The organism is Allobosea sp. P4_C6 (genome assembly GCF_056402015.1).
Genome location: NZ_JBFUIF010000011.1, coordinates 87,512 through 109,756, shown reverse-complemented (window position 1 = coordinate 109,756; position 22,245 = coordinate 87,512). Strand labels below are relative to the sequence as shown.

Genomic DNA, 22,245 nt, shown 5'->3' with positions numbered 1-22,245 from the left:
CCGCGTCATGACCGATCACACCGTCACCCTGACCCAGGCCGAACGGGCACGAACCGGGGTCAATCTGCGGCCCAAGGACGCCGCCACCATGATGATCCTCGACCGCAGCGGGGCGCGGCCGAAGGTGCTCATGGGCAAGCGCCATGCGGGCCACAAATTCATGCCGGGCAAATACGTCTTCCCCGGTGGACGCCTCGACGACGGCGACCGGCGCATGGTCGCGACCGGGGCTGTGCCGCAGATCTGCGAGGATCGCCTCGGCAAGCGCTGCCTGCGGCCCAGCGCCGGCAAGGCACGGGCGCTGGCGCTCGCCGCGATCCGGGAGACCTTCGAGGAGACCGGGCTGCTCTTCGGCTCGGATGAATTCGGCGCGCCCGAGAGTCCGCCGCCCGGAAGCTGGACCGATTTTGCGGCGCAGGGCGTTTTCCCCGATCTCTCTGCGGTCACCTTCGTCGCCCGTGCGATCACGCCGCCGCGCCGGCCTAAGCGCTTCGACACGCGCTTCTTCACGATCGACGCCTCGGCCGTCGCCAAGAAGGTCGAGGGCGTGATCGGCCCCGATTCGGAACTCGTGGATCTTGTCTGGGTCGATTTCGACGAGGCCAAGGAACTCGACCTGCCGACGATCACCAAGGTGATCATCCAGGAGGTCGAAACCCGCATCGCCGGGGGCTTTGCGCCCTATCTGCCGGTTCCGTTCTATTGGGAGAAGCGCGGCAGCTTCGTACGCGAGGAGCTCTGACAGCGCAGATGCCTGTCCATACGGGCCGGACGTCATCCAATCGTTATTCTTTCTTGACTTCACCGGCTCGTTGCGGCATTCCCCGCGCTGACGGTTTGCCGGGTTCGCCCGGCCATTTTCTTTTCCGAGGGCCGACGGCCCGCATGGTTCGAGGATAGTCCCATGGCCAAGGCCGTGACGATCAAAATCAAGCTGCTTTCGACCGCCGACACGGGCTTCTTCTACGTGACGAAGAAGAACTCGCGCACGATGACCGAGAAGATGTCGAAGAAGAAGTACGACCCGGTCGCGCGCAAGCACGTCGAGTTCAAGGAAACCAAGATCAAGTAAGGCTTGGCCTTACCGATCTGGCACAACATGAAACCGCCCTTTCGGGCGGTTTTTTCTTGCCTGGATTTCAGTGTGCTTTTCGTCGCCAGCACCCACGGATCGAGCGAGCGCAAAGCCCTATCGAGCGGCCAAAGCGGCTAGATTTCGAGCGGCAGATGCGTGCGATCGGCGATGAGCCACGACAACAGGCCCGTGCCCAGCATGAGGACGGCCACCAACAAGGCTTCGACCATGACGCTACTGCCCCCGATTCCCCGCGCGGCAATAGCTAGAATTTTAATGTTTTGTAAATGAATTTGTTGAGCAGAATCGCGTTGATGAAGGCTGCATGACACCTGTGGAGCAGCCCGATATGGACGAACTCTCTGAAGCCGGGCTGGATCTCGAGCTCGGCGAATTCGGCAAGCGATTGGATTCGCTCCTGATTTCCCGCGGCTGGAACCCGAAGGCTCGTCGAGGCCAGCGCTCCTCCTTCGAGTTTTCGGCCAAGCGGTATGCTCCTAATTGTGTACATATCGTGCTGGACGCGATCATCCCTGAAGCCGCAGCCAGGGAAATCATGACGCTCGTCGCCCGGCATGGCGTCATCGAAGCCACAGAGCAGCAACAGCCGCCTCCGCAAAGCTGAACAGCTCGAGGCCGGCCACAGGCCGTCGATAGCCATCGAGCACGAGAATTTTGAGCCTGCCTCCCCCGGGAGCTGCCCAGCAGCATCCGCCATTGACTCTTTCGGGAAAGCGCCCGCCAGATGACCCTTCAACGAGGTCACGCGACCTGAATCTTTTGACGCATGACCAGCGAGGCCACATTGCCCCTCAGGGGCCGGCCTTCGCCTCGGATGTGCGGTGAACGAGATCGGCAGGCGCGACAGGGCGCGAACGGCATGTTGCGAGGGCTGCTGAAACTACTGGTCGAGATCGATTCCTCGCGTTTCCTGACGACACGCGCTGCGGCGGCACTCGGCCTGATCGCCTTGCTCGCGGCCTTCGGCGCGGTGGGATACTGGCTGCCGGCAGCTATTGCCGGCTATTTCGGTCACTGACCTTGCGCTGAAAAACGAGGTGGCCGGCCGGCGGCGGTTCTGAGGAGGCCAGAATTCCGTCACCGACCGACCGAGCCCTCCGGTTTCCCAGGAGATGCGGCGGACCTGAGCACCCGAGGGGCATTTGGGAGCGATCCGTGGATCGCTGCCTCGCGAGAACCCTTACAATGCAGCGTATCCGAATCAATCAAATCCGACCGATTCGCTAATGTTCATCGATCGTTAACCCTACCTGCTAATCTTAAATTTCCGGGATTCCGACCTGACTCTACGGCAATTGTCGAAATAACTTCAGAATCTTGCCCGCGGTTCTTCGCGCATTGGATAAGAACCCTCACCGAAGCGCGCCGAAGCCCGAACGATCGGCGCCGCCGAAGCCGCCGCGGGATCGACCCGAGCCGCTTTACGCCTCTTCGGAATTGGGAATGGCGCTGGGAGGCGTTGTCAGGCGGCGCTGGCGACGATGACGCGATTGCGGCCGTTGGCTTTCGCCCGATACACGGCGTCGTCTGCGCGCTTCATGATATCGGCCGAGGAGGCATCCCCCGCGCGACGATTCGCGACGCCGACCGAAACCGTGACCCTGATGTCGCGCGTCTTGTTCTGGATCGCGAACGGCTCGCTTTCGACCCTCTCGCGGATGCGTTCGGCGACCTGACAGGCGGCATCGCGCCCGGTATCGGGCAGGACGACGACGATCTCTTCGCCGCCCATGCGGGCGACGAGATCGATGCCGCGCGTACAGGCACGGACGCGGTCGGCGAATTCGCGCAGCACTTCATCGCCGGCATCATGCCCCCAGCTGTCGTTGACCGCCTTGAAGTGGTCGACATCGAGCACGAGGATCGCCAGCGAACGGGCGCGCAAAGCCGACTCGTCGAACATCATCGCCAGCCGGCTGTCCATGAAGCGGCGGTTGTACAGGCCCGTGAGCTGGTCCATCACCGCCATCTCCATCGAGGACTGCACGCTGTCGCGCAGCCGCTCGGTGAAGCGCTTGCGGCGCACCTGGGTGCGGACGCGGGCAAGAAGCTCGTTTCGGTCGATCGGACGCATCAGGAAGTCGTGCGCACCGATGTCGAGGCCACGCAGGATGCGGGCGCGGTCCTCGACCTCCCCCATCAGGAGCACCGAGATGTTGCGCGTGCGCTCCAGCGAACAGAGCTGGCTGCACAGCCGCAAGCCATCCTGGTCCTTCAAGTCGAGGCTGATGATGACGCTGTCGAAGCTGTCTTCGGCTGCCCGCACAGCGGCTTGCCGGATATCGCTCTCGACCTCGACCGCGTGGAAGGCCGAAAGCGCGTTCTGAAGCCGCTCGACCACATGCGGACGGTCCTCGACCAGCAGGATGCGGCCATTGAGCCCCGTCTCGGCGGCGGCAGCCACCAGCGGATCGGCGATGCCGAGCCGGACCGAGGCGACGGCACGGCCGCGCAGCTCGTCCGTCATCGCCTTCAGCCTTGCCAGGCTGCGGACACGCGCAAAAAGAGCCGCATCGTCGAGCGGCTTGGTCAGGAAGTCGTCGGCCCCGGCATCGAGCCCTTGCAGGCGGTCGCGCGGCTGGTCTAGCGCCGTCACCATGACCACGGGAATATGGGCGGTTGCCGGCGTGCTCTTCAGCCGGCGGCAGACATCGAAGCCGTTCATGCCGGGCATCATGACGTCGAGCAGCACGATGTCGGCCTCGCCGCGCTCGCAGATCGCGATCGCCTCGGCGCCGCTCAATGCCGTCACCACGGCGAAGTACTCGGCCGAAAGCTTGGCCTCGAGCAGCTTCACATTGGCGGCTATGTCATCGACGACGAGAATGCGGGCGGGCATGGATCGCTCTAGGGTCGTCAGGCCGCGCCGGCATAGGTGCGGACTGTCTCCAGGAATTTCGCGACCGAGATCGGCTTGGAAAGATAGGCCTCGCAGCCACCTTCGCGAATCCRCTCCTCGTCGCCCTTCATCGCGAAGGCGGTGACCGCGACCACCGGGATCATCTTGAGGTCGTCGTCCTCCTTGATCCATTTGGTTACTTCGAGGCCCGAAACCTCGGGAAGCTGGATGTCCATCAGGATCAACGCCGGATGATGCGTCCGCGCCAGCTCGATGGCCTCGATGCCGTCCGACGTCTTCAAGGTCGCATAGCCATGCGCTTCGAGAAGATCGTTGAAGAGCTTCATGTTAAGCTCGTTGTCCTCGACGATCAGAACCGTCTTCATCAGGCCGCCCTTCATTTGCGCCAGGGATACCCGCCGTGAGGCGACGGTCTTCCCAAAATGGCGGCGTCGTTGGATGATTGCAGTAGCACGCGAGCAGTTGACGAAACGCAAACCGGATACGCGACTCCAAGCCCCATGGCACTCAGACTGACCTACGAGGACGCAGAAGCGCTGGCACTGCGTGCCCTCGGCTTCCTTGCCGCCGAACCGGAGCGGATCGAGCCGTTCCTGAGCACGACCGGCCTCGGCCCCGCGAATCTCCGCTCCGCTGCGAGCGAACCCGGCTTCCTGGCGGCCGTGCTCGACCATATCTCGGGCAGCGATTCGCTACTGCTAGAGTTTGCAGAGAATTTAAGGCTGAATCCGGAAAGAGTCGGCGAAGCGCGCCGCCTGCTCGCCGGGCCGGAGCCGGACGACTTCGCTTGAGCGCGTCAGCCCTCTCGCTGCGCAGCCTTTGCCGCGATTGCCTGGCGGACCATGATGGGCCCGAACCGTTGCGGCGCTGCCCGGCCTGCGGCTCGCCGCGCCTGATCCGCCACGCCGAGCGCGACACGCTAAGCCTCGCCCATATCGACTGCGACGCCTTCTACGCGACGATCGAGAAGCGCGACGATCCCAGCCTGCAGGACAAGCCGGTGATCGTCGGCGGCGGCAAGCGCGGCGTCGTCTCGACCTGCTGCTACATCGCCCGCACCTATGGCGTCCGCTCGGCCATGCCGATGTTCAAGGCGCTGAAGGCCTGCCCCGAAGCGGTAGTGGTCAAGCCGAATATGGCGAAATACGTCACCGTCGGCCGCGAGGTCCGGCAGATGATGCGCGAGCTGACGCCGCTGGTCGAACCGCTCTCGATCGACGAGGCCTTCCTTGATCTCTCCGGCACGGAGCGACTGCATCATGCCAGCCCCGCCGCGACGCTGGCGCGCTTCGCCAGGCGTATCGAGGCCGAGCTCGGCATCACCATCTCGGTCGGCCTGTCCTATGCCAAGTTCCTGGCCAAGGTCGCGTCCGACCTCGACAAGCCGCGGGGCTTCTCGATCATCGGCCGTGGCGAGGCGGTCGCCTTCCTCGCCGACAAGCCGGTCAGCCTCATCCCCGGCATGGGCCCGGCGAGCGTCGCGAAGCTGGCGGAAGGCGGGTTCAAGCTGATCGGGGATCTGCGCGAGGCGCCGGTCGAGAAGCTGTTCCGGCTCGCCGGCAAGGACGGCCCTCGCCTGAAGAATCTCGCCAACGGCATCGATGCGCGCACGGTCACGCCGGAGCGCGAGACCAAGAGCGTGTCCAGTGAAACGACGCTCGATGTCGATCTCTCGGGCTTCGATGAGCTGGAGCCGATCCTATGGCGGCTCTGCGAGAAGACCTCGAAACGCCTGAAAGCGCAGGAACTCGCCGGCCGGAGCATCACGCTGAAGCTGAAGACGGCCGATTTCCACACCATCACCCGCGCCACCCGGTTGCCCGAGCCGACGCAGCTTGCCGCGCGGCTCTTCGCCGCCGGCCGCGACCTGCTGAAGCGCGAATGCACAGGACCGCGCTATCGCCTGATCGGCATCGGCACGAGCGATTTCAGCCCGCCCGCTGAAGCGGACCATGGCGACCTCGCCGACACGGCGACGCCACGCCTGAAGGCGATGGAAGGCGCGCTCGACAAGCTGCGCGCCCGCTTCGGCGACGAAGCGATCGGCAAGGGGCTCAGCCTCAGGCTGCCGCAGCGGCGCTCGGGCGAGCCCGCTATTTCGCGCAAGCTTCCTGAGGAAGAAGATCCAGACGCGTGAGCGTGCCGCGCAGCGCGAAGCTGCCATAGTCGAGCTTGATCGCGCCGGTGACGCCGTTGTCGTAAAGCTCGAAGGAGATCGTATAGGACGGCGTCGATTCACCCGAGCCGACCTTGAAATACGAGATCGTGACCGGCCAGCGCGCGATCTTCTCGAATTCGGGACGCTGCAGCGGCTTCTCCGTGGGCTCGCTCTCGATGCGCTTTCCGATGACCGAAAGCGTGTCGTAGACCTCCTTGCCGGAGTTCGCGCCGTCATAGAGCCGCACGTTCAACGTATGCTGGCCGGCGCGCGCTGCCTGGATGACTGCCTTCATCTGGGCATTCGGGAAAAGCGCGTCGCTTCCGTCCCGATGGGTTTCGTCCTTGGGCTGACGCAGCTTCACCTCGTAGCCGCCGCCGTTCTTCGCGGCGGTGCCGTCGACCGTCTCGGGCTTGGAGCCGCCGGACGAGCTTTCGGTCTTGAAGCGGTAGCTGGCGCCGTCGCCCGCCTCGAAGCTGGTGGTGCGGGCGTCGATGACGCGCGGGCCGGCTTCGGTGCCGAGCTGCGTCACCTGGCGGAACGACAGTGCATAGCCCTCGCAGGCATCGCCGGTGAACTCGAAGGCAATGCGGCCGCGCGCCGTCTCGATGTTGCCGGAAGGCTTGGCGTTGTCGAGCACGAGATCATAGACCGCGCGATGCGGGGCGAGGATCACGCGATCCGCCCCCGACTGAGCCGCCGTTCCCTGCGCCCAGGCCGGCGCCGCGGCCAGCATCAACGCTGCGATACCGACTTGGCCCGCGTAAGCCGCGAGCCTCAAACCTGTTCCGTTCATGCGCCGCTTTCCGTTCCGTCCTCGTTGGAAATCTAGGTGCATTGCGGCAATGGCGCAAACATGGCGAAACACCGTTTCGCGAGCGGCGCAGCGGCCCTGCCGAGGCGGCATGGCGCGATGCTTGCGGGCCGTCCGGGCTTCGGCCATGAAAGACCGTCTCGAAAGACCCTGCCTCGCTCGCGGAGCCACGCCATGAACGTCGTCGAAACCCGTCTCGCCGAACTCGGCATCACCCTGCCGAGCCCGGCCGCGCCCGTCGCGAACTATGTGCCTTACGTGATCACGGGCAATCTTCTGATCATCTCGGGGCAGATCTGCTTCGGCCTCGACGGCAAGCTCTCCGACTCCCACAAGGGCAAGCTCGGCGCCGAGATCTTCAACGAGGCCGGGCTGGAAGCCGCGCGGCTCTGCGCCATCAACGTGCTGGCCCAGGCCAAGGCCGCGCTCGACGGCGATCTCGGCCGCATCGTGCGCTGCGTCCGCCTCGGCGGCTTCATCAATGCCGCCCCGCATTTCGCCGCGCTGCCGGCAATCATGAACGGCGCGTCCGACCTGATGGTCGAAGTGCTCGGGGACAAGGGCCGCCATGCCCGTTCGACCGTGGGCGTCGCCGAGCTGCCGGCCGATGCCGCAGTCGAGGTCGAAGCGATGTTCGAGATCATCTGATGGCTCAGGCTTCCAGGGATGCCGGCCGACCCGATCTCGGCTGGCTGGTCGCACGGCCGATCGCCCATCGCGGCCTGCACGATCTTGCCGCCGGTGTGATCGAGAACAGCCCCTCGGCCGCACAGGCTGCGATCGCCGGCGCCTTCGGCATCGAGTGCGACGTCCAGCTCACCGCCGATGGCGAGGCGGTCGTGTTCCACGATTTCGTGCTCGACCGCCTGACGGGCGAGACCGGCGCGGTCGTCGAGCGCAAGGCCGAAGCACTTTCCGCCATCACGCTCAAAGGCAGCAACGACCCTATCCTGACGCTCTCGGCCTTCCTCGACCTGATCGGCGGGCGGGTGCCACTCGTCATCGAGATCAAGAGCCGCTTCGACGGCAATCTGGCGCTGACGCGCCGGACCGTCGAGGTTGTCGCCGGCTACCGGGATCATCCGATCGTGATCAAATCCTTCGATCCCGCAATCGTGACCGCGTTGCGTGAACTCGCGCCGGACATTCCGCGCGGCATCGTGGCGATGAACGCCTATGACTATGGGGACTACGACAGGCTCTCCCCGGAGCGGAAACACGCGCTCGCCAATCTGTTGCACTTCACCGAGAGCCGGCCGCATTTCCTGTCCTGGAAGGTCGTCGATCTCGAAAGCGCCGCGCCGTATCTCTGCCGCAACGCGCTGGGCCTGCCGCTGATGAGCTGGACCGTGCGCACGCCGGATGAACGGCAGCGGGCGGCGAAATACGCCGACCAGATGGTCTTCGAGGGTTTTCGCCCTTGAGCGAGCCTGAGGGCGGCGATCTCACCGTTCGTGTCGCGACCTCCCTCAAGGCCGTCCCCGCAGGCGCGTGGAACGCCTGCGCCAATCCTCACGCGCTGCTGGACGCCGTCTCGGTGCTCGGCAGCGCTCGCCCGGGCCCGGCCATAGACCGGGACAACCCCTTTGTCAGCCACGAATTCCTCACCTCTCTGGAGGAGAGCCGCTGCACCGGCGGGCGCAGCGGCTGGTCGCCCGCCTATCTGGTCGTCGAGGATGGCGCGCGGCAGATCCTCGCCGCCGCGCCCAGCTTCCTGAAAAGCCACAGCCAGGGCGAATATGTCTTCGATCATGGCTGGGCCGACGCCTATGAGCGCGCGGGCGGTCGCTACTACCCCAAGCTTCAGGTCGCGGCGCCCTTCACGCCGGCGACGGGCCCGCGCCTGCTCGTCGCCGACGGCCCGCGCGCGGAGGAAGCCCGCGCGGCCTTGATCGCGGGGCTGGAAGCGCTTCGCGCGCAGACGCAAGCCTCCTCCGTCCATGTCACCTTCGCGCAGGAGCCCGATATCGCCGCGCTGAAGCAGGCCGGCTATCTCGAACGCAACGATCTGCAGTTCCATTGGCAGAACGAAGGCTTCGGCACCTATGACGACTTCCTCGCCACGCTGGCCTCGCGCAAGCGCAAGGCGCTGAAGCGCGAACGGCGCGAGGCTGTGTCCGCCGGCATCACCATCGAAGCTTTGTCGGGCAGCGATCTCACCGAGGCCGTCTGGGACGGTTTCTTCGGCTTCTACCAGGACACCGGCTCGCGCAAATGGGGCCGCCCCTATCTCAACCGTGCTTTCTTCTCGCAGGTCGGCGCGGCGATGGGCGAGCGCGTCGTCCTGATCATGGCCAGGCGCGCCGGCCGCTATATCGCGGGCGCGATCAACTTCCGCGGTGCCAACACGCTCTATGGCCGCAACTGGGGCTGCATCGAGGATCACCCCTTCCTGCATTTCGAGGTCTGCTATCATCAGGCCATCGACTATGCGATCGCGCACGGGCTCGCCCGCGTCGAAGCGGGCGCACAGGGCGAGCATAAGCTGGCGCGCGGCTACAGGCCCGTCATCACCCACTCCCTGCACCATATCGCCGATCCCGGCCTGCGCCGGCCGGTCGCGGCCTACATCGCGCAGGAGCGCGATCAGATCGCAGCGGCACAAGTGGCGCTCGCAGCCGAAAGCCCTTTCCGCAAGAGTGACACGGCCGATGACTGACGCCCCGGGCATTGCGGCCGCGCCGGCCGCGTCGAGCTTCTGCGGGGATGCCGAACTCGGCTACCGGCGCAGCCTCACCGATTTCTCCGCGCCGCTTCGGCTCGACGACAGCTACCGGCTGGCACATCTGCCGCTGGTCGCGCCGGAGCATCCGGGCGTGATCCCCCGGCGTGCGGACGGGTTCTACGAGATGGGGCGGCACCCCCGCGTGTTCTCGCTGGTGCTGCCGGTCGAGGATGCAGCGCTACGCGCCTCGCCCGCATTTCTCGCGCTGGAACAGGACCTGAAGGCCGCGCCTTTCGCCCGCAAGATCGCCTGGGACATCCTTCCGAAGCGACAGGACAGGCTCCACGCCACGGTCTGCGGCTCGCTCGGCCTCGATCACCCGCCGGTCATCGCCGAGGAGACCGCCAGGGAACTCCGGCAGGTGGGGCCTTTCGCCGTGGAGCTGCGCGGGCTGTTCTCCGGCAACGTCAATCGCGGCAGACTCTACCTCGCCGTCTATCCGGAGAAGCGCGGCGGCAGGAACATGCTGCAGGCCGCGCAAGTCGCGTTCGGGCGCCCGCCCGGCGACATCTGGCTCGTCGGCCTCTACAATCTCGTCGACGATCTCGATGCCGCCGAGACGGCGGCGTTGGCCGGCATCGTCTCGCGCTGGTGGAACGAGCCGCTCCTGCGCCTGACCGTGATGGAGCTGCAGGTCATGGGCGCCTGCGACGATCTCGTCCTCGACAGCGCCGTCGAGACGACATTGTCGCTGGGTTCCTGACGCAGGACGGGTCCGATTTCGCGGCCTTGACGCCCTCGCGAGCGGGCCACAGGTTGCATGTTCCGCTTCCAAGCCGTTCGGAACCGCCATGACCGCCTATGATCCGTCCAACGTCTTCGCCAAGATCCTGCGCGGCGAGCTGCCCTCCCACACCGTCTACGAGGACGACGAGACGATCGCGATCATGGACATCATGCCGCGCGCCGACGGGCATGTGCTGGTGGTCCCGAAAGCGGCGTGCCGCAACGTCTTCGACGCGCCGGCCGAGGCGCTGAAGGCCGTCGCGCTGTCGACGCAGAAGCTGGCGCTGGCGGTCAAGACCGCCTTCGCCGCCGAGGGAGTGACCATCCAGCAGTTCAACGAGGCTGCCGGCGGGCAGGTCGTGTTCCATCTCCACGTCCACGTCATGCCGCGTTTCGACGGCGTGGCGCTGCGGCCGCACACCGGCGCGATGGAGAAGAACGAGGTGCTGGCTGACAATGCCGAGAAAATTCGCGAGGCCCTGAAAAAAATCTGACGGCGGATGTCACAGGGGCGGAGGCTGCCTCGTCTTATCGTCATCAACCGATGGAGATGACCATGAGCCAACGCCTCAATGCCTTCCAGGTCGCGCCCGGAGCGATCGAAGCGCTGCTGAAGACGCAGAATTACGTCAATGAGAGCGGGCTCGAGCACAGCCTGCTCGAGCTGGTGAAGATGCGGGCGTCGCAGATCAACGGCTGCGCCTACTGTCTGCACATGCACGCGATGGACGCCCGCAAGGCCGGCGAGACCGAGGCGCGGCTCTATCTGCTCGACGCCTGGCACGAATCCGAGCTCTACACGCTGCGCGAGAAGGCCGCTCTCGGCTGGACGGAGGCCCTGACCCGACTGTCGGAAGCGAGCCCGAGCGACGCAGCCTTTGCGGAACTCCGCGCCCATTTCAGCGAGAAGGAATGCGTCGATCTCTCGCTGTCGATCAGCACGATCAACGCCTGGAACCGGATCAATGCCGGCTTCCGCTCGCGCCATCCGGCCGACAAGCCTGCCAGGGCTGCCGCCTGACCTCCACCTCTTGACGCTCCCGGCCCTGAGGCCGAACCTGAAGGCCGGGAGCCGCACTGCCAGCGAGAACCACGATGAGCAAACGTCTCAACCCCTACACAGTCGCGCCCGATGTCATGAAGCCGCTGATCGCGCTCGAATCGGCGATCAAGGATTCCGGCCTGGAATACAGCCTGATCGAGCTCGTCAAGATGCGGGCGTCGCAGATCAATGGCTGCGCCTATTGCCTGCACATGCATTCGGCCGATGCCCGCAAGGCCGGCGAGAGCGAGGCGCGGCTCTACCTGCTCAGCGCCTGGCACGAATCCGCCCTCTACACCCCGCGCGAGCGCGCCGCACTGGCCTGGACGGAAGCCTTGACGCTTCTGCCGCAGACCCACGCGCCGGATGCCGACTATGAAGAGACGCTGCGCCATTTCAGCGAGGAGGAGATGGTCAAGCTCACGCTGCTCATCGGCACGATCAATGTCTGGAACCGGGTCGCGGTCGGCTTCCGCTCGCACCATCCCAACGACAGGGCTCCGAAGGCCGCAGCGGCCTGAGCCGTCCGACGCCACCGGAGCATGACAACAGCACCCGCCAGCCTCTTCGAGGCGCATCGGTCCTATCTGACCCGCCTCGCCTACCGCATGCTCGGCTCGCTCAGCGACGCCGAGGATGTGGTGCAGGACGCCTGGCTGCGCTGGCACGATTCCGCCCCGGAAGCGTTGTCGAACCCGCGCGCCTGGCTGGGGCGCGTGGTGACGCGGCTTTGCCTCGACCTGATGAAATCGGCGAGGCGGCGGCGCGAGAACTATGTGGGTGCATGGCTGCCCGAGCCGCTGATCGAGGAGATCGGCGGCGCCTCCCATAGCGATGAGGGGCTCGACGTTCCCTATGTGCTCCAGCTCGCTCTGGAGCGCCTCTCGCCGCTCGAACGCGCCGCCTTCCTGCTGCATGATGTCTTCGACCTGCCCTTCTCCGAGATCGCTGACACGCTCGGGCGCAGCGAGGCGGCCTGCCGGCAGCTCGTCTCGCGGGCGCGCCGGCATGCGCGGCAGGACGGGCCGCGCCATCCGCTCTCACCCGAGGAGGCGAAGCGCTATGCCACGGCCTTCTTCGAAGCCGCCCACAGCACCGATCCGACCGCGCTGAAGGGCCTGCTCGCGCAGGACGCGGTGCTCCATGGCGACGGCGGCGGCAAGGCGAACTCGGTGCTCAACCCGATCTTCGGGAGCGAGAAGATCGGCCGTTTCTTCGCCGGTCTCGCTCGCAAGCCGGAACAGCAGGGCTTCGTGACCCGCTACGAGCCGGTGCTGATCAACGGCATGCCCGGCTATATCAGCGCCGAAACGGACACGGAGCAGGCCGTGGTTCTCGACATCCGCGACGGGCAGATCCAGGCGATCTACGTCATCCGCAACCCGGACAAGCTCGGCCCCGCACGGAAGCGCCTCAACGCGACCAACAGCTAGACCGCCCCGAACAGCCAGACGCCCCCGATCAGCACCACCTCGCCCGAAAGCACGGCCAGCATCATCCGGCGGCGGCTGATGGCCATCACGGCGGCGGAGGTGGCGAGCGCGGCGACGCGGATGAACAGCGGTGCGTGCGCCAATGCCCCCGGCGGCGAGACCATCAGCTTGGCGACGATGCCGGCGAGCAGCGCCGTGGCGACCGCCCTCACCCATTCGAGCAGCGGGGAATCCGCGTCGAGCCCGCGCGCGAAGCCGACGGCGAGCCAGCGCCAGATCTCGGTCGGCAGCACGGCGAAGAGCATGAGCGCGAGATAAGGCCACAGCGGCCCGTCGAGCAGGGCGATCGGCTGGGTCATGCGGCCGCTCTGCGCCGGCGGCCGACCAGGAAGGCGATGCTGCCGGCGGTCAAGCCGGCGACGATGAGATCGAAGCCGCCGCCGATGAAGCGCTCGCAGATCGGCGCTAGCGCCAGCCCCAGGACCAATGCGGTGACATCGCCGCGATGACGCAGCCCCGCCGTCAGCGAGACCAGGAAGAAGATCGGCGTCAGGCAGAGCAGCCCGGCCGCAAACGGAATCGGCAGCGCGTCGAGCAGGTAATACCCGGCGAAGGTTCCGATCGCACTCACCGCCATGCAGGTGTTGGCGAAGCCGAGGAAATAGGCCACGCGCTGGTTCACGGGGATGCCCGGCAGCCGGCGCAGCCCCTCGGTCCAAGCCGTTACGGCGACATAGTGCGCGAGGAAAAGCTGCTGCCAGACGCTCTGGCCAGGCCGGCGCAGGAGCGGCAGGATCGCCATCGTCATCGGCAGGAAGCGCAGCGAGGCGAAGGCGATGGCGATCGCGATGGCGCTCCAGGCGGCGCCGGCGGCGATCGAGGCGAAGAACAGCACCTGCGATGGGCCGGCCCAGACCAGGATGGTCGACAGCACGGCGACATCGACGGGATAGCCGACATCTCGTGCCAGGGATCCGATGCCGATCAGCCCGAAGCCGACGATCCAGGCCGGGAGCAGCAGCGCATCGCGCATGCCGGCCAGCGCCACGCGCTGCCAGCTCCAGTCTGCGGATACGCTCATCGGATCATTGCTGCGAGCAGCCTCGGGAAAACGAAACCGCCCGCGCGGGAGCCGGGCCTGTTGTCCCTATGGCTTATGCCGTGAAGCCGCGCCAAGGCTTCGCAGGGAGTGACGGCCCTGCATTGACCGCAGGGCCGAGCGCGCCGGTCAGCTCTTGCCGCCCTTCATCGCCACGGCGATCAGCTCATTGGCGAAGTCGATCAACTCTTTGGGAATGCCGCCGACCGCCTTGATGCCGAGATAGATCAGATAGACGAGGGCCGGCACGAGAATCCAGCCGAGCACTTCCTCGAAGATCTTGCGGCGGCGCCGGCGGCGGTCGCGCTTCTCGAACCAGCCCAGCTTCTCTCTTGCCGGGCGGGCCGGTGCCTGGGCGGCTGGCATGCCCTCGCCGGCTTCGGCGGCGAGGGTCGCGGATTTGCGTTTGAACAACACGTTCTCAGGCCTTTGTCAGCGGAACCTTCGGCACGGTACGGACCGCACGGCCGGACGCCTTGGGCGGTGTACCAGGCCCGTCATCCGGCCCGGCTCCGCCCTTCGGGCTTCGCCGCGGCGTGGTTTTCGCCGCCTTGCCGCCAGCCGCCGCCTTGGCGCGCGGCTTCGGCGACCTCTTGGCGGTCGCGGCTTCGACATCCTTCTCGGGCTTGGGCTTCGCCGGCCCGTCCGGGAATTCGAGGCCGAGGACCTTGATGCCGGTCTCGGACTGGACGACCACGACCTTGACGGCACCGCCATTCTTGAGGCGCCCGAACAGCACCTCGTCGGCAAGCGGCGTCTTGATGGTCTGCTGGATCAGCCGGGCCATCGGCCGGGCGCCCATCGCCTCGTCATAGCCGTTCTCGACCAGCCATTCGCGGGCCTCGTCCGAGAGCTCGATGGTGACGTTGCGGTCGGCGAGCTGGGCTTCGAGCTGGAGCACGAACTTGTCGACGACGCGGGCGACCACCGTCTTCGGCAGGTGGCCGAAGGAGATGACGGAGTCGAGCCGGTTGCGGAATTCCGGCGCGAACAGCTTGTTGATCGCCTCGGTATCGTCGCCCTCGCGCTTGCTCCGAGTGAAGCCATAGGCGTTGCGGGCCATGTCGGCGGCTCCGGCATTGGTCGTCATGATCAGGATGACGTTGCGGAAATCGACCTGCTTGCCGTTGTTGTCGGTCAGCTTGCCGTGGTCCATCACCTGCAGGAGGATGTTGAACAGGTCCGGGTGGGCCTTCTCGATCTCGTCGAGCAACAGCACGGAATGCGGATGCTGGTCGATCTGGTCGGTCAGCAGGCCACCCTGGTCGAAGCCGACATAGCCCGGAGGCGCGCCGATCAGCCGTGAGACGGTGTGGCGTTCCATGTACTCGGACATGTCGAAGCGGATCAGCTCGACGCCGAGCGAGGAAGCGAGCTGGCGCGCCACCTCGGTCTTGCCGACGCCGGTCGGGCCGGCGAAGAGATAGCAGCCAATCGGCTTCTCGCCGTCGCGCAAGCCGGCGCGGGCGAGCTTGATCGAGGAGGACAGCGCCTCGATCGCCTTCTCCTGGCCATAGACGGTGCGCTTCAGCGTCTGTTCGAGATTGCGCAGCACCTCGGCATCGTCCTTGGAGACGGTCTTGGCCGGGATGCGGGCCATGGTCGAGACAGCGATCTCGACCTCCTTCACGCCGATGATCTTCTTGCGCTTGTGCTCCGGCAGCAGCATCTGCGAGGCGCCGGTCTCGTCGATGACGTCGATCGCCTTGTCAGGCAGCTTGCGGTCGTGGATGTAGCGCGCCGACAGCTCCACCGCCGCCTTGATGGCGTCGTTGGTGTAGCGCAGCTTGTGGAACTCCTCGAAATAGGGCTTGAGGCCCTTGAGGATCTCGATCGTGTCCGGCACCGACGGCTCGTTGACGTCGATCTTCTGGAAGCGGCGCACCAGCGCCCGGTCCTTCTCGAAATACTGGCGGTATTCCTTGTAGGTGGTCGAGCCGATGCAGCGCAGCGTGCCAGAGGCGAGCGCCGGCTTCAGCAGGTTCGAGGCATCCATCGCACCGCCCGAGGTCGCACCGGCGCCGATCACCGTATGGATCTCGTCGATGAACATGATCGCCTTGGGGTGCTGCTCGATCTCCTTCATCACCTGCTTGAGGCGCTCCTCGAAATCGCCGCGATAACGGGTGCCGGCGAGCAGCGTGCCCATGTCGAGCGAGAAGACGGTCGCGTCCTTCAGGACCTCCGGCACCTCGCCGCGGGTGATCTTGAGCGCGAGGCCTTCGGCGATCGCGGTCTTGCCGACGCCGGGGTCGCCCACCAGCAGCGGGTTGTTCTTCTGGCGGCGGCAGAGGATCTGGATCGTGCGCTGCACCTCGGCCTCGCGGCCGATCAGCGGATCGATGCGCCCGTCCCTCGCCTTCCGGTTCAGGTTGACGCAGTAAGCGTCGAGCGCGCTTTCCTTTTTCTTCTTGTCCTTGTCCTCGTTGCTGCTGCCCTGCTCGGAGCGCTGCTCGCGCTGCGGCTCGCCCTCCTCCTCGGAGCCGCGCACCGGGCGGCTCTCGCTGGCGCCCGGGCGCTTGGCGATGCCGTGGCTGATGTAGTTGACCGCGTCGTAACGGGTCATGTCCTGCTCCTGCAGGAAATAGGCGGCGTGGCTTTCGCGCTCGGCGAACATCGCGACGAGCACGTTGGCGCCGGTCACCTCTTCGCGGCCGGAGGACTGGACGTGGATCACCGCGCGCTGGATCACGCGCTGGAAGCCGGCGGTGGGCTTGGAATCATCGCGGCCGTCGGTGACGAGATTCGTCAGCTCCGAGTCGATGTAGTCGACGAGGTTGCGGCGCAGCAGGTCGAGATCGACGCTGCAGGCGCGCATGACCGCGGCCGCGTCCTGGTCGTCGACCAGGGCGAGCAGGAGATGTTCGAGGGTGGCGTATTCGTGACGGCGCTCATTGGCCAGGGCCAGAGCCCGGTGAAGCGCCTGTTCGAGACTGCGCGAGAAACTCGGCAAGGGGAGCGCTCCTATCTGTTTGCGGAGTGTGCGATCGGACCCAAGGCTACTTTTTCTCCATCACGCATTGCAGCGGATGCATGTGCTTGCGTGCAAGATCCATGACGAGCGTAACCTTGGTCTCGGCGACCTCGTAGGTGAAGACGCCGCATTCGCCGACGCCGTTCTGATGCACATGCATCATGATATGCGTCGCTTCGGCGCGGTCCTTGTTGAAGAACCGCTCCAGAACGTGAACGACGAACTCCATGGGGGTGTAGTCGTCATTCAACAGCAGGACACGATAGAGGTTCGGCTTGCGTGTGCGGGTGCGGGTCAGCACCGCGGTGCCTGTGCCGTCGCGTCCACCATCGACAGGCGGTCCGGCGCGCTTGGGACGATCAGCCATGACAAGCCCGCCCGAACCCGCCCGCACGGGCGATGTCGGATCGGCTCGCATTGCTGTGTCCTTGCCTGCCTGCATCGTTCCCGTCCGCGCCATGCCTGCCGAAACCCGGTCCAAATCGATCCTGCGTTCCCACCCGAGATAGTGCTTCGCTTGCGAATTTACAGACCTCTCCGCCGCTTCGCCAGCCCGTTCCCGCCTCCTGCACCCAACTCTTCGCGACATGGCAGCCAAGCGCCCCGCCGCTTGACCCATCATACCCGCCGGACATAAGCCCCTCGGGCCGCTGGATGAAGGAAATCGCCATGACCCCCAACGCCGTCGTCACCATCGGCGAGGATCTCGCCCGGCCCGTGCGCTTCGGCAATGCCCTGCCGCTCGCCCTGATCGCCGGTCCCTGCCAGATGGAAAGCCGCGACCATGCGCTCGAATGCGCCCTGGCGCTGAAGGACATCGCGGCCGCTCTCAACATCGGGCTCGTCTTCAAGGCCTCCTTCGACAAGGCGAACCGCACCAGCGTCAGGGGCGCCCGCGGCATGGGGATGAAGGCCGCGCTGCCCGTCTTCGCCGAAATCCGCGCGCGCACGGGGCTCCCCGTCGTGACCGACGTGCATGACGCCGCCCAATGCGCTCCGGTGGCGGAGGTCGTCGACATCCTGCAGATTCCGGCCTTTCTCTGCCGCCAGACCGACCTGCTCGTGGCGGCGGCGCAGACCGGCCGCGTCGTCAACGTCAAGAAGGGCCAGTTCCTGGCACCCTGGGACATGGTCAACGTCGCGGCGAAGGTGACCGAAAGCGGCAACTCCAATGTCATGCTGACCGAGCGCGGTGCCTCCTTCGGCTACAACACGCTGGTCACCGACATGCGCGCCTTGCCGATCATGGCGGAGATCGGCGCACCGGTGATCTTCGACGCCACGCACTCCGTGCAGCAGCCCGGCGGCAAGGGAGCCTCGACGGGCGGACAGCGCGAGTTCGTGCCCGTGCTGTCGCGCGCGGCGGTCGCCGTCGGCGTCGCCGGCCTCTTCATCGAAACGCATCCCGACCCGGATCGAGCGCCTTCGGATGGCCCGAACATGGTGCCGCTCTCCGAGTTTCAGGGCCTGATCGCCGAGTTGCAAGGGTTCGACCGCCTCGCCAAGAACCGCCCGGCCCCAGCCGTCGCCTATGTCTGAGCCCGCGCCGGCGTCCAGGTCCGATCTCGGTGCCCTGATCCCGGTCCTCGGGCTGTGTGGATTCGCATCGACGTTCACGATGCGGCTGATCGACCCGCTGGTGCCGACGCTCGCCTTCGAGTTCGGCCAGAGCGTGCACCAGATCGCATTCCTGGCGACGGCCTTCTCCGGATGCTACGCGCTCGGCCAACCCTTTCTCGGGCCGATCGCCGACTCGGTCGGAAAGCTGCGCAGCATCTCGACCTGCCTCGCCTTACTCTGCGTGCTGTCGGTGCTAGCGGCTTTCGCCACGAGCTTCTGGGTCCTGCTCATCCTGCGCGCTGCCGGCGGCGTGATGGCGGGCGGCGTCATCCCCGCGGCGATGGCGGCGATCGGAGACCGCGCGCCGATGGCCGAGCGGCAGATCATGCTCGGCCGTTTCCTCGTCATCATGATCATCGGACAGATGGCGGGCGCGACCTTCTCCGGCCTCGTCGCCGATCATGTCGGCTGGCGGGCCGTGCTGCTGGTTGCCGGTGTGCTCGCCGGCGGCGGCGCGCTGGTGGTCCGGCTGGTACTGAGGCCGCGGCCCGATGCGGCCCGCCCGCCGCTCAGCCTCGCCGGCGCGGTGATGAGCTACAAGGCGGTCTTCGCCAATCCGCGCAGCAAGCTGCTCTACCTGTTCGTCCTGCTGGAAGGCTCGCTCGTCTTCGGGCTGTCGCCGTTCATCGCCGCCATCCTGCACGAGCGCTCAGATGCCAGCCCCTCGCAGGCCGGCATCGCGATCGGTGCGATGGGGCTCGGCGGCCTCGTCTATGGCGTGCTGACCCGCATCCTGGTCGAGCGGGTCGGGCCGCGGCAGATGATGCGGTATGGCGGCCTTGCCGTCGCGCTGGCCTATTTCGCCTTCACCCTGCCCGCCCCCTGGTGGACCGCCATCGGCGTCTTCCTCCTGATGGGCTTCGGCTTCTTCCTGATTCACGGCACGTTCCAGGCGCAGGCGACCGAACTCGCGCCGACGGCCCGCGGCTCGGCCATGGCCCTGTTCGCGTGCTTCTTCTTCATGGGACACGCAACCGGCCCATTGGTCATGGGTGCGCTGCTGAATCTCATCGGGACCCAGCAGGCACTCATCGTCTTCGGCATCGGGATCGGCGTGCTCGGCTTCGTGACGCCCCGCCTTCTCCCGCCGCTCGGCTCGCGTACCTAGAAGGTTGGTCAGCGCCCGCGATAGGGCGCGACGCCCTGGTCCGGCAGCCAGAGGCCCTTCGGCGGCTCACCGATCTGCCAGAACACGTCGATCGGGATGCCGCCGCGCGGATACCAGTAGCCGCCGATGCGGAACCATTCCGGCTCGAGCAGATCGACCAGCGTCTTGCCTATCGAGACGGTGCAGTCCTCGTGGAAGGCGCCGTGGTTGCGGAAGGCGCCAAGATAGAGCTTCAGCGACTTCGACTCGACCAGCCACTGGCCCGGCAGATAGTCGATGACGAGGATGCCGAAATCGGGCTGCCCCGTGACCGGGCAGATCGACGTGAATTCGGGACAGGTGAAGCGCGTGAGATAGCGCGTGCCGGCATGGGGATTGGGCACGCGGTCGAGCCGCGCCTCCTCGGGCGAGGCGGGCAAGCTGCTGCTCTGGCCGAGCTGCAAGGTCGAGGCGTCGATGGCCATGGGACATGCTCCTGAAGTTTGCCGGAGCCTGTAGCGCATCTTTCGCGGAAGGGGGAAGCCATCGGCGGCCGAAAGGGCATTGCCGGCGAAGATCGCGCTCACGGGATTTCAAAGCATAGGCCGGCGTCAATTCGATCAATATTTATCGAATGTCCACACCCTTCCTTGCTTCGACGTAGATCACATTATAGCTCAACGTTGTTATTGGGCGGCCGATCACTACAATTCTATGATAATTGCAGGCATATTGTTCTTGATCGGACTGTTGATCGGTCTTTCATACGGATATCCGGCGATCGTCGGCGCGAGCACGCTTGTGACCTTCGTCATCTTTCCGGTTTGGCTGATCCGCGGGGAACTCGGCCTTTTCAGCATCCTCTTGTGGATCGGCTATCTGTTCGCCCTGCAGAGCGGCTTCATGCTCGGCAGCTACCTGGGCATGCCTGGAGACGAGGAATAGGCCCCCGGCCGATTACCAGAACCAGATCGGTCGACCGACGAACAGGCACAGCCCTGTCCACCAGAGAAAGGTCAGGCTGCACCAGAACAGAACAGCGAGCAGCGACGGTCGGCGGCGACTGGACAGATTCTGGAACATTTTCGTTTCTCGAAGGAATGCGGCGCGGCGTTCACCCTGCCTGTCCGCAATCCGTGGACCAGCTGGGCCAGCCAGCATCGAACGCGCGTGGGCACCCACGGCCCTCCCTCCCAAACACCGACCGCTTCATGCTCCCCGGATGCGGATCGGGGCTTTCGCAACGACAGGCTGTTGGCTAGAAGCGCGTCAGTCGTCTCACCCACCTCCCCTCCGGAGCCTGCCATGACCGCGATCATCGACATCATCGGACGCCAGATCCTGGATTCCCGCGGCAATCCGACTGTCGAGGTCGATGTCGTGCTCGAGGACGGCTCGATGGGCCGCGCGGCAGTTCCCTCCGGCGCCTCGACCGGCGCGCATGAGGCCGTCGAGCTGCGCGACGGCGACAAGAGCCGCTATCTCGGCAAGGGCGTGCTCAAAGCCGTCGAAGCGGTCAACGTCGACATCGCCGAGGCGATCGTCGCGATGGACGCCGAGGACCAGACCGCGATCGACCAGACCATGATCGAGCTCGACGGCACCCCGAACAAGTCCAAGCTCGGTGCCAACGCCATCCTCGGCGTGTCGCTCGCCGTGGCCAAGGCAGCTGCGGAGGCCGCCGGCCTGCCGCTTTACCGCTATGTCGGCGGCACCTCGGCCCGCGTCCTGCCCGTGCCGATGATGAACATCGTCAATGGCGGCGCCCATGCCGACAACCCGATCGACTTCCAGGAATTCATGGTCATGCCGATCGGCGCGACCTCCTTCGCCGAAGGCCTGCGCATGGGCGCGGAGATATTCCACACCCTGAAGAAGAAGCTGCACGACGCCGGCCACAACACCAATGTCGGCGACGAGGGCGGCTTCGCTCCGAACATCAAGTCGGCTGAGGCCGCGCTCGACTTCGTGATGCAGGCGATCGAGACCGCCGGCTACAAGCCGGGCGAGGACGTCGCGCTCGCGCTCGACTGCGCCGCGACCGAGTTCTTCAAAGACGGCGCTTACGTCTACGAAGGCGAGCGCAAGACGCGCGACCCGAAGGCGCAGGCCAAGTACCTCGCCAAGCTCGTCGGCAACTATCCGATCGTCTCGATCGAGGACGGCATGTCCGAGGATGACTGGGAAGGCTGGAAGGCGCTGACCGACCTCGTCGGCTCGAAGTGCCAGCTCGTCGGCGACGATCTCTTCGTCACCAATGTCGAGCGCCTGTCGCGTGGCATCAAGGGCAAGACCGCCAACTCGATCCTGGTCAAGGTCAACCAGATCGGCTCGCTCACCGAGACGCTCGCCGCCGTCGAGATGGCGCAGCGTGCCGGCTACACCGCCGTGATGTCGCACCGCTCGGGCGAGACCGAGGATTCGACCATCGCCGATCTCGCGGTCGCGACCAATTGCGGGCAGATCAAGACGGGCTCGCTGGCCCGTTCCGACCGGACCGCGAAGTACAACCAGCTGCTGCGCATCGAGGAAGAACTGGGCGCGCAGGCGATCTATGCCGGCCGCGCTGCGCTGAAGGCGCTGGCCTGACCGACGCTTCTCCTGCCGCGCC

27 protein-coding genes are annotated in these 22,245 nt (G+C 65.9%); 18 read left to right on the top strand and 9 right to left on the bottom strand.

What is annotated here, in order from left to right; genetic code table 11:
* Positions 1 to 7: 7 nt before the first annotated feature.
* The 4 genes from AC1DVA_RS10850 (at position 8) to AC1DVA_RS10835 (ending at position 2,114) form a co-directional block, all read left to right on the top strand.
* Positions 8 to 742, top strand: a complete 735-nt coding sequence (locus AC1DVA_RS10850; protein ID WP_476805925.1) for an NUDIX hydrolase — start codon at positions 8 to 10, stop codon at positions 740 to 742.
* 162 nt (positions 743 to 904) lie between these two features.
* Entirely contained in the window at positions 905 to 1,072 is a 168-nt protein-coding gene (rpmG, locus tag AC1DVA_RS10845) for a 50S ribosomal protein L33 (RefSeq protein ID WP_038367996.1), read from the top strand.
* A gap of 352 nt (positions 1,073 to 1,424) precedes the next feature.
* The gene (locus tag AC1DVA_RS10840) at positions 1,425 to 1,700 is read left to right on the top strand and encodes a hypothetical protein (protein ID WP_476805924.1); all 276 of its coding nucleotides are present in this window, start codon (positions 1,425 to 1,427) and stop codon (positions 1,698 to 1,700) included.
* Positions 1,701 to 1,955: 255 nt separating this feature from the next.
* Positions 1,956 to 2,114: a hypothetical protein gene (locus tag AC1DVA_RS10835; RefSeq protein WP_265053062.1), complete on the top strand. Its 159-nt coding sequence runs from the start codon at positions 1,956 to 1,958 to the stop codon at positions 2,112 to 2,114.
* Between the two features lie 444 nt (positions 2,115 to 2,558).
* On the opposite strand, the gene AC1DVA_RS10830 is transcribed toward AC1DVA_RS10835, so the two are convergent.
* Both AC1DVA_RS10830 and AC1DVA_RS10825 read right to left on the bottom strand, forming a co-directional pair.
* Positions 2,559 to 3,935: a PleD family two-component system response regulator gene (locus AC1DVA_RS10830; protein ID WP_476805923.1), complete on the bottom strand. Its 1,377-nt coding sequence runs from the start codon at positions 3,933 to 3,935 to the stop codon at positions 2,559 to 2,561.
* 17 nt (positions 3,936 to 3,952) lie between these two features.
* Positions 3,953 to 4,324 (bottom strand): response regulator, encoded by a 372-nt coding sequence (locus tag AC1DVA_RS10825; protein ID WP_476805952.1) that lies wholly within the window; start codon positions 4,322 to 4,324, stop codon positions 3,953 to 3,955.
* Between the two features lie 132 nt (positions 4,325 to 4,456).
* Between AC1DVA_RS10825 and AC1DVA_RS10820 the strand changes: the two genes are divergently transcribed.
* Complete coding sequence (locus AC1DVA_RS10820; protein ID WP_476805922.1) at positions 4,457 to 4,747, top strand: DUF3572 domain-containing protein; 291 nt, start codon at positions 4,457 to 4,459, stop codon at positions 4,745 to 4,747.
* Complete coding sequence (locus AC1DVA_RS10815; RefSeq protein ID WP_476805921.1) at positions 4,744 to 6,093, top strand: DNA polymerase IV; 1,350 nt, start codon at positions 4,744 to 4,746, stop codon at positions 6,091 to 6,093. The genes AC1DVA_RS10820 and AC1DVA_RS10815 overlap by 4 nt, the downstream gene beginning before the upstream one ends.
* On the opposite strand, the gene AC1DVA_RS10810 is transcribed toward AC1DVA_RS10815, so the two are convergent.
* Complete coding sequence (locus tag AC1DVA_RS10810; RefSeq protein ID WP_476805920.1) at positions 6,050 to 6,910, bottom strand: cell envelope integrity EipB family protein; 861 nt, start codon at positions 6,908 to 6,910, stop codon at positions 6,050 to 6,052. The two genes, AC1DVA_RS10815 and AC1DVA_RS10810, sit on opposite strands and share 44 nt — an antisense overlap.
* A gap of 192 nt (positions 6,911 to 7,102) precedes the next feature.
* Here AC1DVA_RS10810 and AC1DVA_RS10805 point away from each other — a divergent pair, with 192 nt between their 5' ends.
* The 8 genes from AC1DVA_RS10805 (at position 7,103) to AC1DVA_RS10770 (ending at position 12,854) form a co-directional block, all read left to right on the top strand.
* Entirely contained in the window at positions 7,103 to 7,576 is a 474-nt protein-coding gene (locus tag AC1DVA_RS10805; protein ID WP_265053057.1) for a RidA family protein, read from the top strand.
* Positions 7,576 to 8,352 (top strand): glycerophosphodiester phosphodiesterase family protein, encoded by a 777-nt coding sequence (locus AC1DVA_RS10800; protein WP_476805919.1) that lies wholly within the window; start codon positions 7,576 to 7,578, stop codon positions 8,350 to 8,352. Before AC1DVA_RS10805 ends, AC1DVA_RS10800 begins: the two co-directional genes overlap by 1 nt.
* Positions 8,349 to 9,587: a GNAT family N-acetyltransferase gene (locus AC1DVA_RS10795; RefSeq protein WP_476805918.1), complete on the top strand. Its 1,239-nt coding sequence runs from the start codon at positions 8,349 to 8,351 to the stop codon at positions 9,585 to 9,587. The genes AC1DVA_RS10800 and AC1DVA_RS10795 overlap by 4 nt, the downstream gene beginning before the upstream one ends.
* Positions 9,580 to 10,356, top strand: coding sequence for a hypothetical protein (locus tag AC1DVA_RS10790; RefSeq protein ID WP_476805917.1), 777 nt, complete (start codon positions 9,580 to 9,582; stop codon positions 10,354 to 10,356). The genes AC1DVA_RS10795 and AC1DVA_RS10790 overlap by 8 nt, the downstream gene beginning before the upstream one ends.
* Before the next feature lie 88 nt (positions 10,357 to 10,444).
* Positions 10,445 to 10,873, top strand: a complete 429-nt coding sequence (locus AC1DVA_RS10785; RefSeq protein ID WP_476805916.1) for an HIT family protein — start codon at positions 10,445 to 10,447, stop codon at positions 10,871 to 10,873.
* 62 nt (positions 10,874 to 10,935) lie between these two features.
* A complete protein-coding gene (locus AC1DVA_RS10780) occupies positions 10,936 to 11,400 on the top strand; it encodes a carboxymuconolactone decarboxylase family protein (RefSeq protein WP_476805915.1) in 465 nt (154 codons plus the stop codon).
* Between the two features lie 74 nt (positions 11,401 to 11,474).
* Positions 11,475 to 11,942: a carboxymuconolactone decarboxylase family protein gene (locus tag AC1DVA_RS10775; RefSeq protein ID WP_265053051.1), complete on the top strand. Its 468-nt coding sequence runs from the start codon at positions 11,475 to 11,477 to the stop codon at positions 11,940 to 11,942.
* Positions 11,943 to 11,963: 21 nt separating this feature from the next.
* Positions 11,964 to 12,854 carry a sigma-70 family RNA polymerase sigma factor gene (locus tag AC1DVA_RS10770; RefSeq protein WP_476805914.1) on the top strand — a complete coding sequence of 297 codons (891 nt, stop codon included), beginning with the start codon at positions 11,964 to 11,966 and terminating at the stop codon, positions 12,852 to 12,854.
* On the opposite strand, the gene AC1DVA_RS10765 is transcribed toward AC1DVA_RS10770, so the two are convergent.
* The 5 genes from AC1DVA_RS10765 to clpS form a co-directional block, all read right to left on the bottom strand.
* Positions 12,851 to 13,213 (bottom strand): AzlD domain-containing protein, encoded by a 363-nt coding sequence (locus AC1DVA_RS10765; protein ID WP_476805913.1) that lies wholly within the window; start codon positions 13,211 to 13,213, stop codon positions 12,851 to 12,853. The two genes, AC1DVA_RS10770 and AC1DVA_RS10765, sit on opposite strands and share 4 nt — an antisense overlap.
* Positions 13,210 to 13,935, bottom strand: coding sequence for an AzlC family ABC transporter permease (locus AC1DVA_RS10760; protein WP_476805912.1), 726 nt, complete (start codon positions 13,933 to 13,935; stop codon positions 13,210 to 13,212). The genes AC1DVA_RS10765 and AC1DVA_RS10760 overlap by 4 nt, the downstream gene beginning before the upstream one ends.
* Positions 13,936 to 14,082: 147 nt before the next feature.
* Positions 14,083 to 14,367, bottom strand: coding sequence for a hypothetical protein (locus AC1DVA_RS10755; RefSeq protein ID WP_476805911.1), 285 nt, complete (start codon positions 14,365 to 14,367; stop codon positions 14,083 to 14,085).
* Positions 14,368 to 14,374: 7 nt separating this feature from the next.
* Entirely contained in the window at positions 14,375 to 16,906 is a 2,532-nt protein-coding gene (gene clpA, locus AC1DVA_RS10750) for an ATP-dependent Clp protease ATP-binding subunit ClpA (protein WP_476805910.1), read from the bottom strand.
* A gap of 46 nt (positions 16,907 to 16,952) precedes the next feature.
* On the bottom strand, positions 16,953 to 17,294 hold the full coding sequence (clpS, locus tag AC1DVA_RS10745; RefSeq protein WP_265054809.1) for an ATP-dependent Clp protease adapter ClpS: 342 nt from the start codon (positions 17,292 to 17,294) through the stop codon (positions 16,953 to 16,955).
* 302 nt (positions 17,295 to 17,596) lie between these two features.
* Here clpS and kdsA point away from each other — a divergent pair, with 302 nt between their 5' ends.
* Both kdsA and AC1DVA_RS10735 read left to right on the top strand, forming a co-directional pair.
* On the top strand, positions 17,597 to 18,466 hold the full coding sequence (gene kdsA, locus AC1DVA_RS10740; protein WP_476805909.1) for a 3-deoxy-8-phosphooctulonate synthase: 870 nt from the start codon (positions 17,597 to 17,599) through the stop codon (positions 18,464 to 18,466).
* On the top strand, positions 18,459 to 19,655 hold the full coding sequence (locus tag AC1DVA_RS10735) for an MFS transporter (protein WP_476805908.1): 1,197 nt from the start codon (positions 18,459 to 18,461) through the stop codon (positions 19,653 to 19,655). The genes kdsA and AC1DVA_RS10735 overlap by 8 nt, the downstream gene beginning before the upstream one ends.
* Before the next feature lie 8 nt (positions 19,656 to 19,663).
* Here AC1DVA_RS10735 and queF read toward each other — a convergent pair whose 3' ends face one another.
* The gene (gene queF / locus AC1DVA_RS10730) at positions 19,664 to 20,119 is read right to left on the bottom strand and encodes a preQ(1) synthase (RefSeq protein WP_476805907.1); all 456 of its coding nucleotides are present in this window, start codon (positions 20,117 to 20,119) and stop codon (positions 19,664 to 19,666) included.
* A 253-nt stretch (positions 20,120 to 20,372) separates the two neighbouring features.
* Between queF and AC1DVA_RS10725 the strand changes: the two genes are divergently transcribed.
* On the top strand, positions 20,373 to 20,579 hold the full coding sequence (locus AC1DVA_RS10725) for a hypothetical protein (protein ID WP_476805906.1): 207 nt from the start codon (positions 20,373 to 20,375) through the stop codon (positions 20,577 to 20,579).
* A 360-nt stretch (positions 20,580 to 20,939) separates the two neighbouring features.
* On the top strand, positions 20,940 to 22,223 hold the full coding sequence (gene eno, locus AC1DVA_RS10720; RefSeq protein WP_476805905.1) for a phosphopyruvate hydratase: 1,284 nt from the start codon (positions 20,940 to 20,942) through the stop codon (positions 22,221 to 22,223).
* Positions 22,224 to 22,245: the final 22 nt, after the last annotated feature.

Excerpts from the sequence above, each read along its gene's own strand:
- AC1DVA_RS10800 (WP_476805919.1), top strand. The coding sequence starts at position 7,576 with ATGGCTCAGGCTTCCAGGGATGCCGGCCGACCCGATCTCGGCTGGCTG.
- AC1DVA_RS10735 (WP_476805908.1), top strand. The coding sequence starts at position 18,459 with ATGTCTGAGCCCGCGCCGGCGTCCAGGTCCGATCTCGGTGCCCTGATC.
- AC1DVA_RS10835 (WP_265053062.1), top strand. The coding sequence starts at position 1,956 with ATGTTGCGAGGGCTGCTGAAACTACTGGTCGAGATCGATTCCTCGCGT.
- AC1DVA_RS10830 (WP_476805923.1), bottom strand. The coding sequence starts at position 3,935 with ATGCCCGCCCGCATTCTCGTCGTCGATGACATAGCCGCCAATGTGAAG.
- AC1DVA_RS10810 (WP_476805920.1), bottom strand. The coding sequence starts at position 6,910 with ATGAACGGAACAGGTTTGAGGCTCGCGGCTTACGCGGGCCAAGTCGGT.
- AC1DVA_RS10820 (WP_476805922.1), top strand. The coding sequence starts at position 4,457 with ATGGCACTCAGACTGACCTACGAGGACGCAGAAGCGCTGGCACTGCGT.
- AC1DVA_RS10805 (WP_265053057.1), top strand. The coding sequence starts at position 7,103 with ATGAACGTCGTCGAAACCCGTCTCGCCGAACTCGGCATCACCCTGCCG.
- AC1DVA_RS10760 (WP_476805912.1), bottom strand. The coding sequence starts at position 13,935 with ATGAGCGTATCCGCAGACTGGAGCTGGCAGCGCGTGGCGCTGGCCGGC.
- AC1DVA_RS10785 (WP_476805916.1), top strand. The coding sequence starts at position 10,445 with ATGACCGCCTATGATCCGTCCAACGTCTTCGCCAAGATCCTGCGCGGC.
- kdsA (WP_476805909.1), top strand. The coding sequence starts at position 17,597 with ATGACCCCCAACGCCGTCGTCACCATCGGCGAGGATCTCGCCCGGCCC.
- AC1DVA_RS10850 (WP_476805925.1), top strand. The coding sequence starts at position 8 with ATGACCGATCACACCGTCACCCTGACCCAGGCCGAACGGGCACGAACC.
- AC1DVA_RS10770 (WP_476805914.1), top strand. The coding sequence starts at position 11,964 with ATGACAACAGCACCCGCCAGCCTCTTCGAGGCGCATCGGTCCTATCTG.
- AC1DVA_RS10840 (WP_476805924.1), top strand. The coding sequence starts at position 1,425 with ATGGACGAACTCTCTGAAGCCGGGCTGGATCTCGAGCTCGGCGAATTC.
- AC1DVA_RS10790 (WP_476805917.1), top strand. The coding sequence starts at position 9,580 with ATGACTGACGCCCCGGGCATTGCGGCCGCGCCGGCCGCGTCGAGCTTC.
- queF (WP_476805907.1), bottom strand. The coding sequence starts at position 20,119 with ATGGCCATCGACGCCTCGACCTTGCAGCTCGGCCAGAGCAGCAGCTTG.
- eno (WP_476805905.1), top strand. The coding sequence starts at position 20,940 with ATGACCGCGATCATCGACATCATCGGACGCCAGATCCTGGATTCCCGC.
- clpS (WP_265054809.1), bottom strand. The coding sequence starts at position 17,294 with ATGGCTGATCGTCCCAAGCGCGCCGGACCGCCTGTCGATGGTGGACGC.
- AC1DVA_RS10780 (WP_476805915.1), top strand. The coding sequence starts at position 10,936 with ATGAGCCAACGCCTCAATGCCTTCCAGGTCGCGCCCGGAGCGATCGAA.
- rpmG (WP_038367996.1), top strand. The coding sequence starts at position 905 with ATGGCCAAGGCCGTGACGATCAAAATCAAGCTGCTTTCGACCGCCGAC.
- AC1DVA_RS10765 (WP_476805913.1), bottom strand. The coding sequence starts at position 13,213 with ATGACCCAGCCGATCGCCCTGCTCGACGGGCCGCTGTGGCCTTATCTC.
- AC1DVA_RS10775 (WP_265053051.1), top strand. The coding sequence starts at position 11,475 with ATGAGCAAACGTCTCAACCCCTACACAGTCGCGCCCGATGTCATGAAG.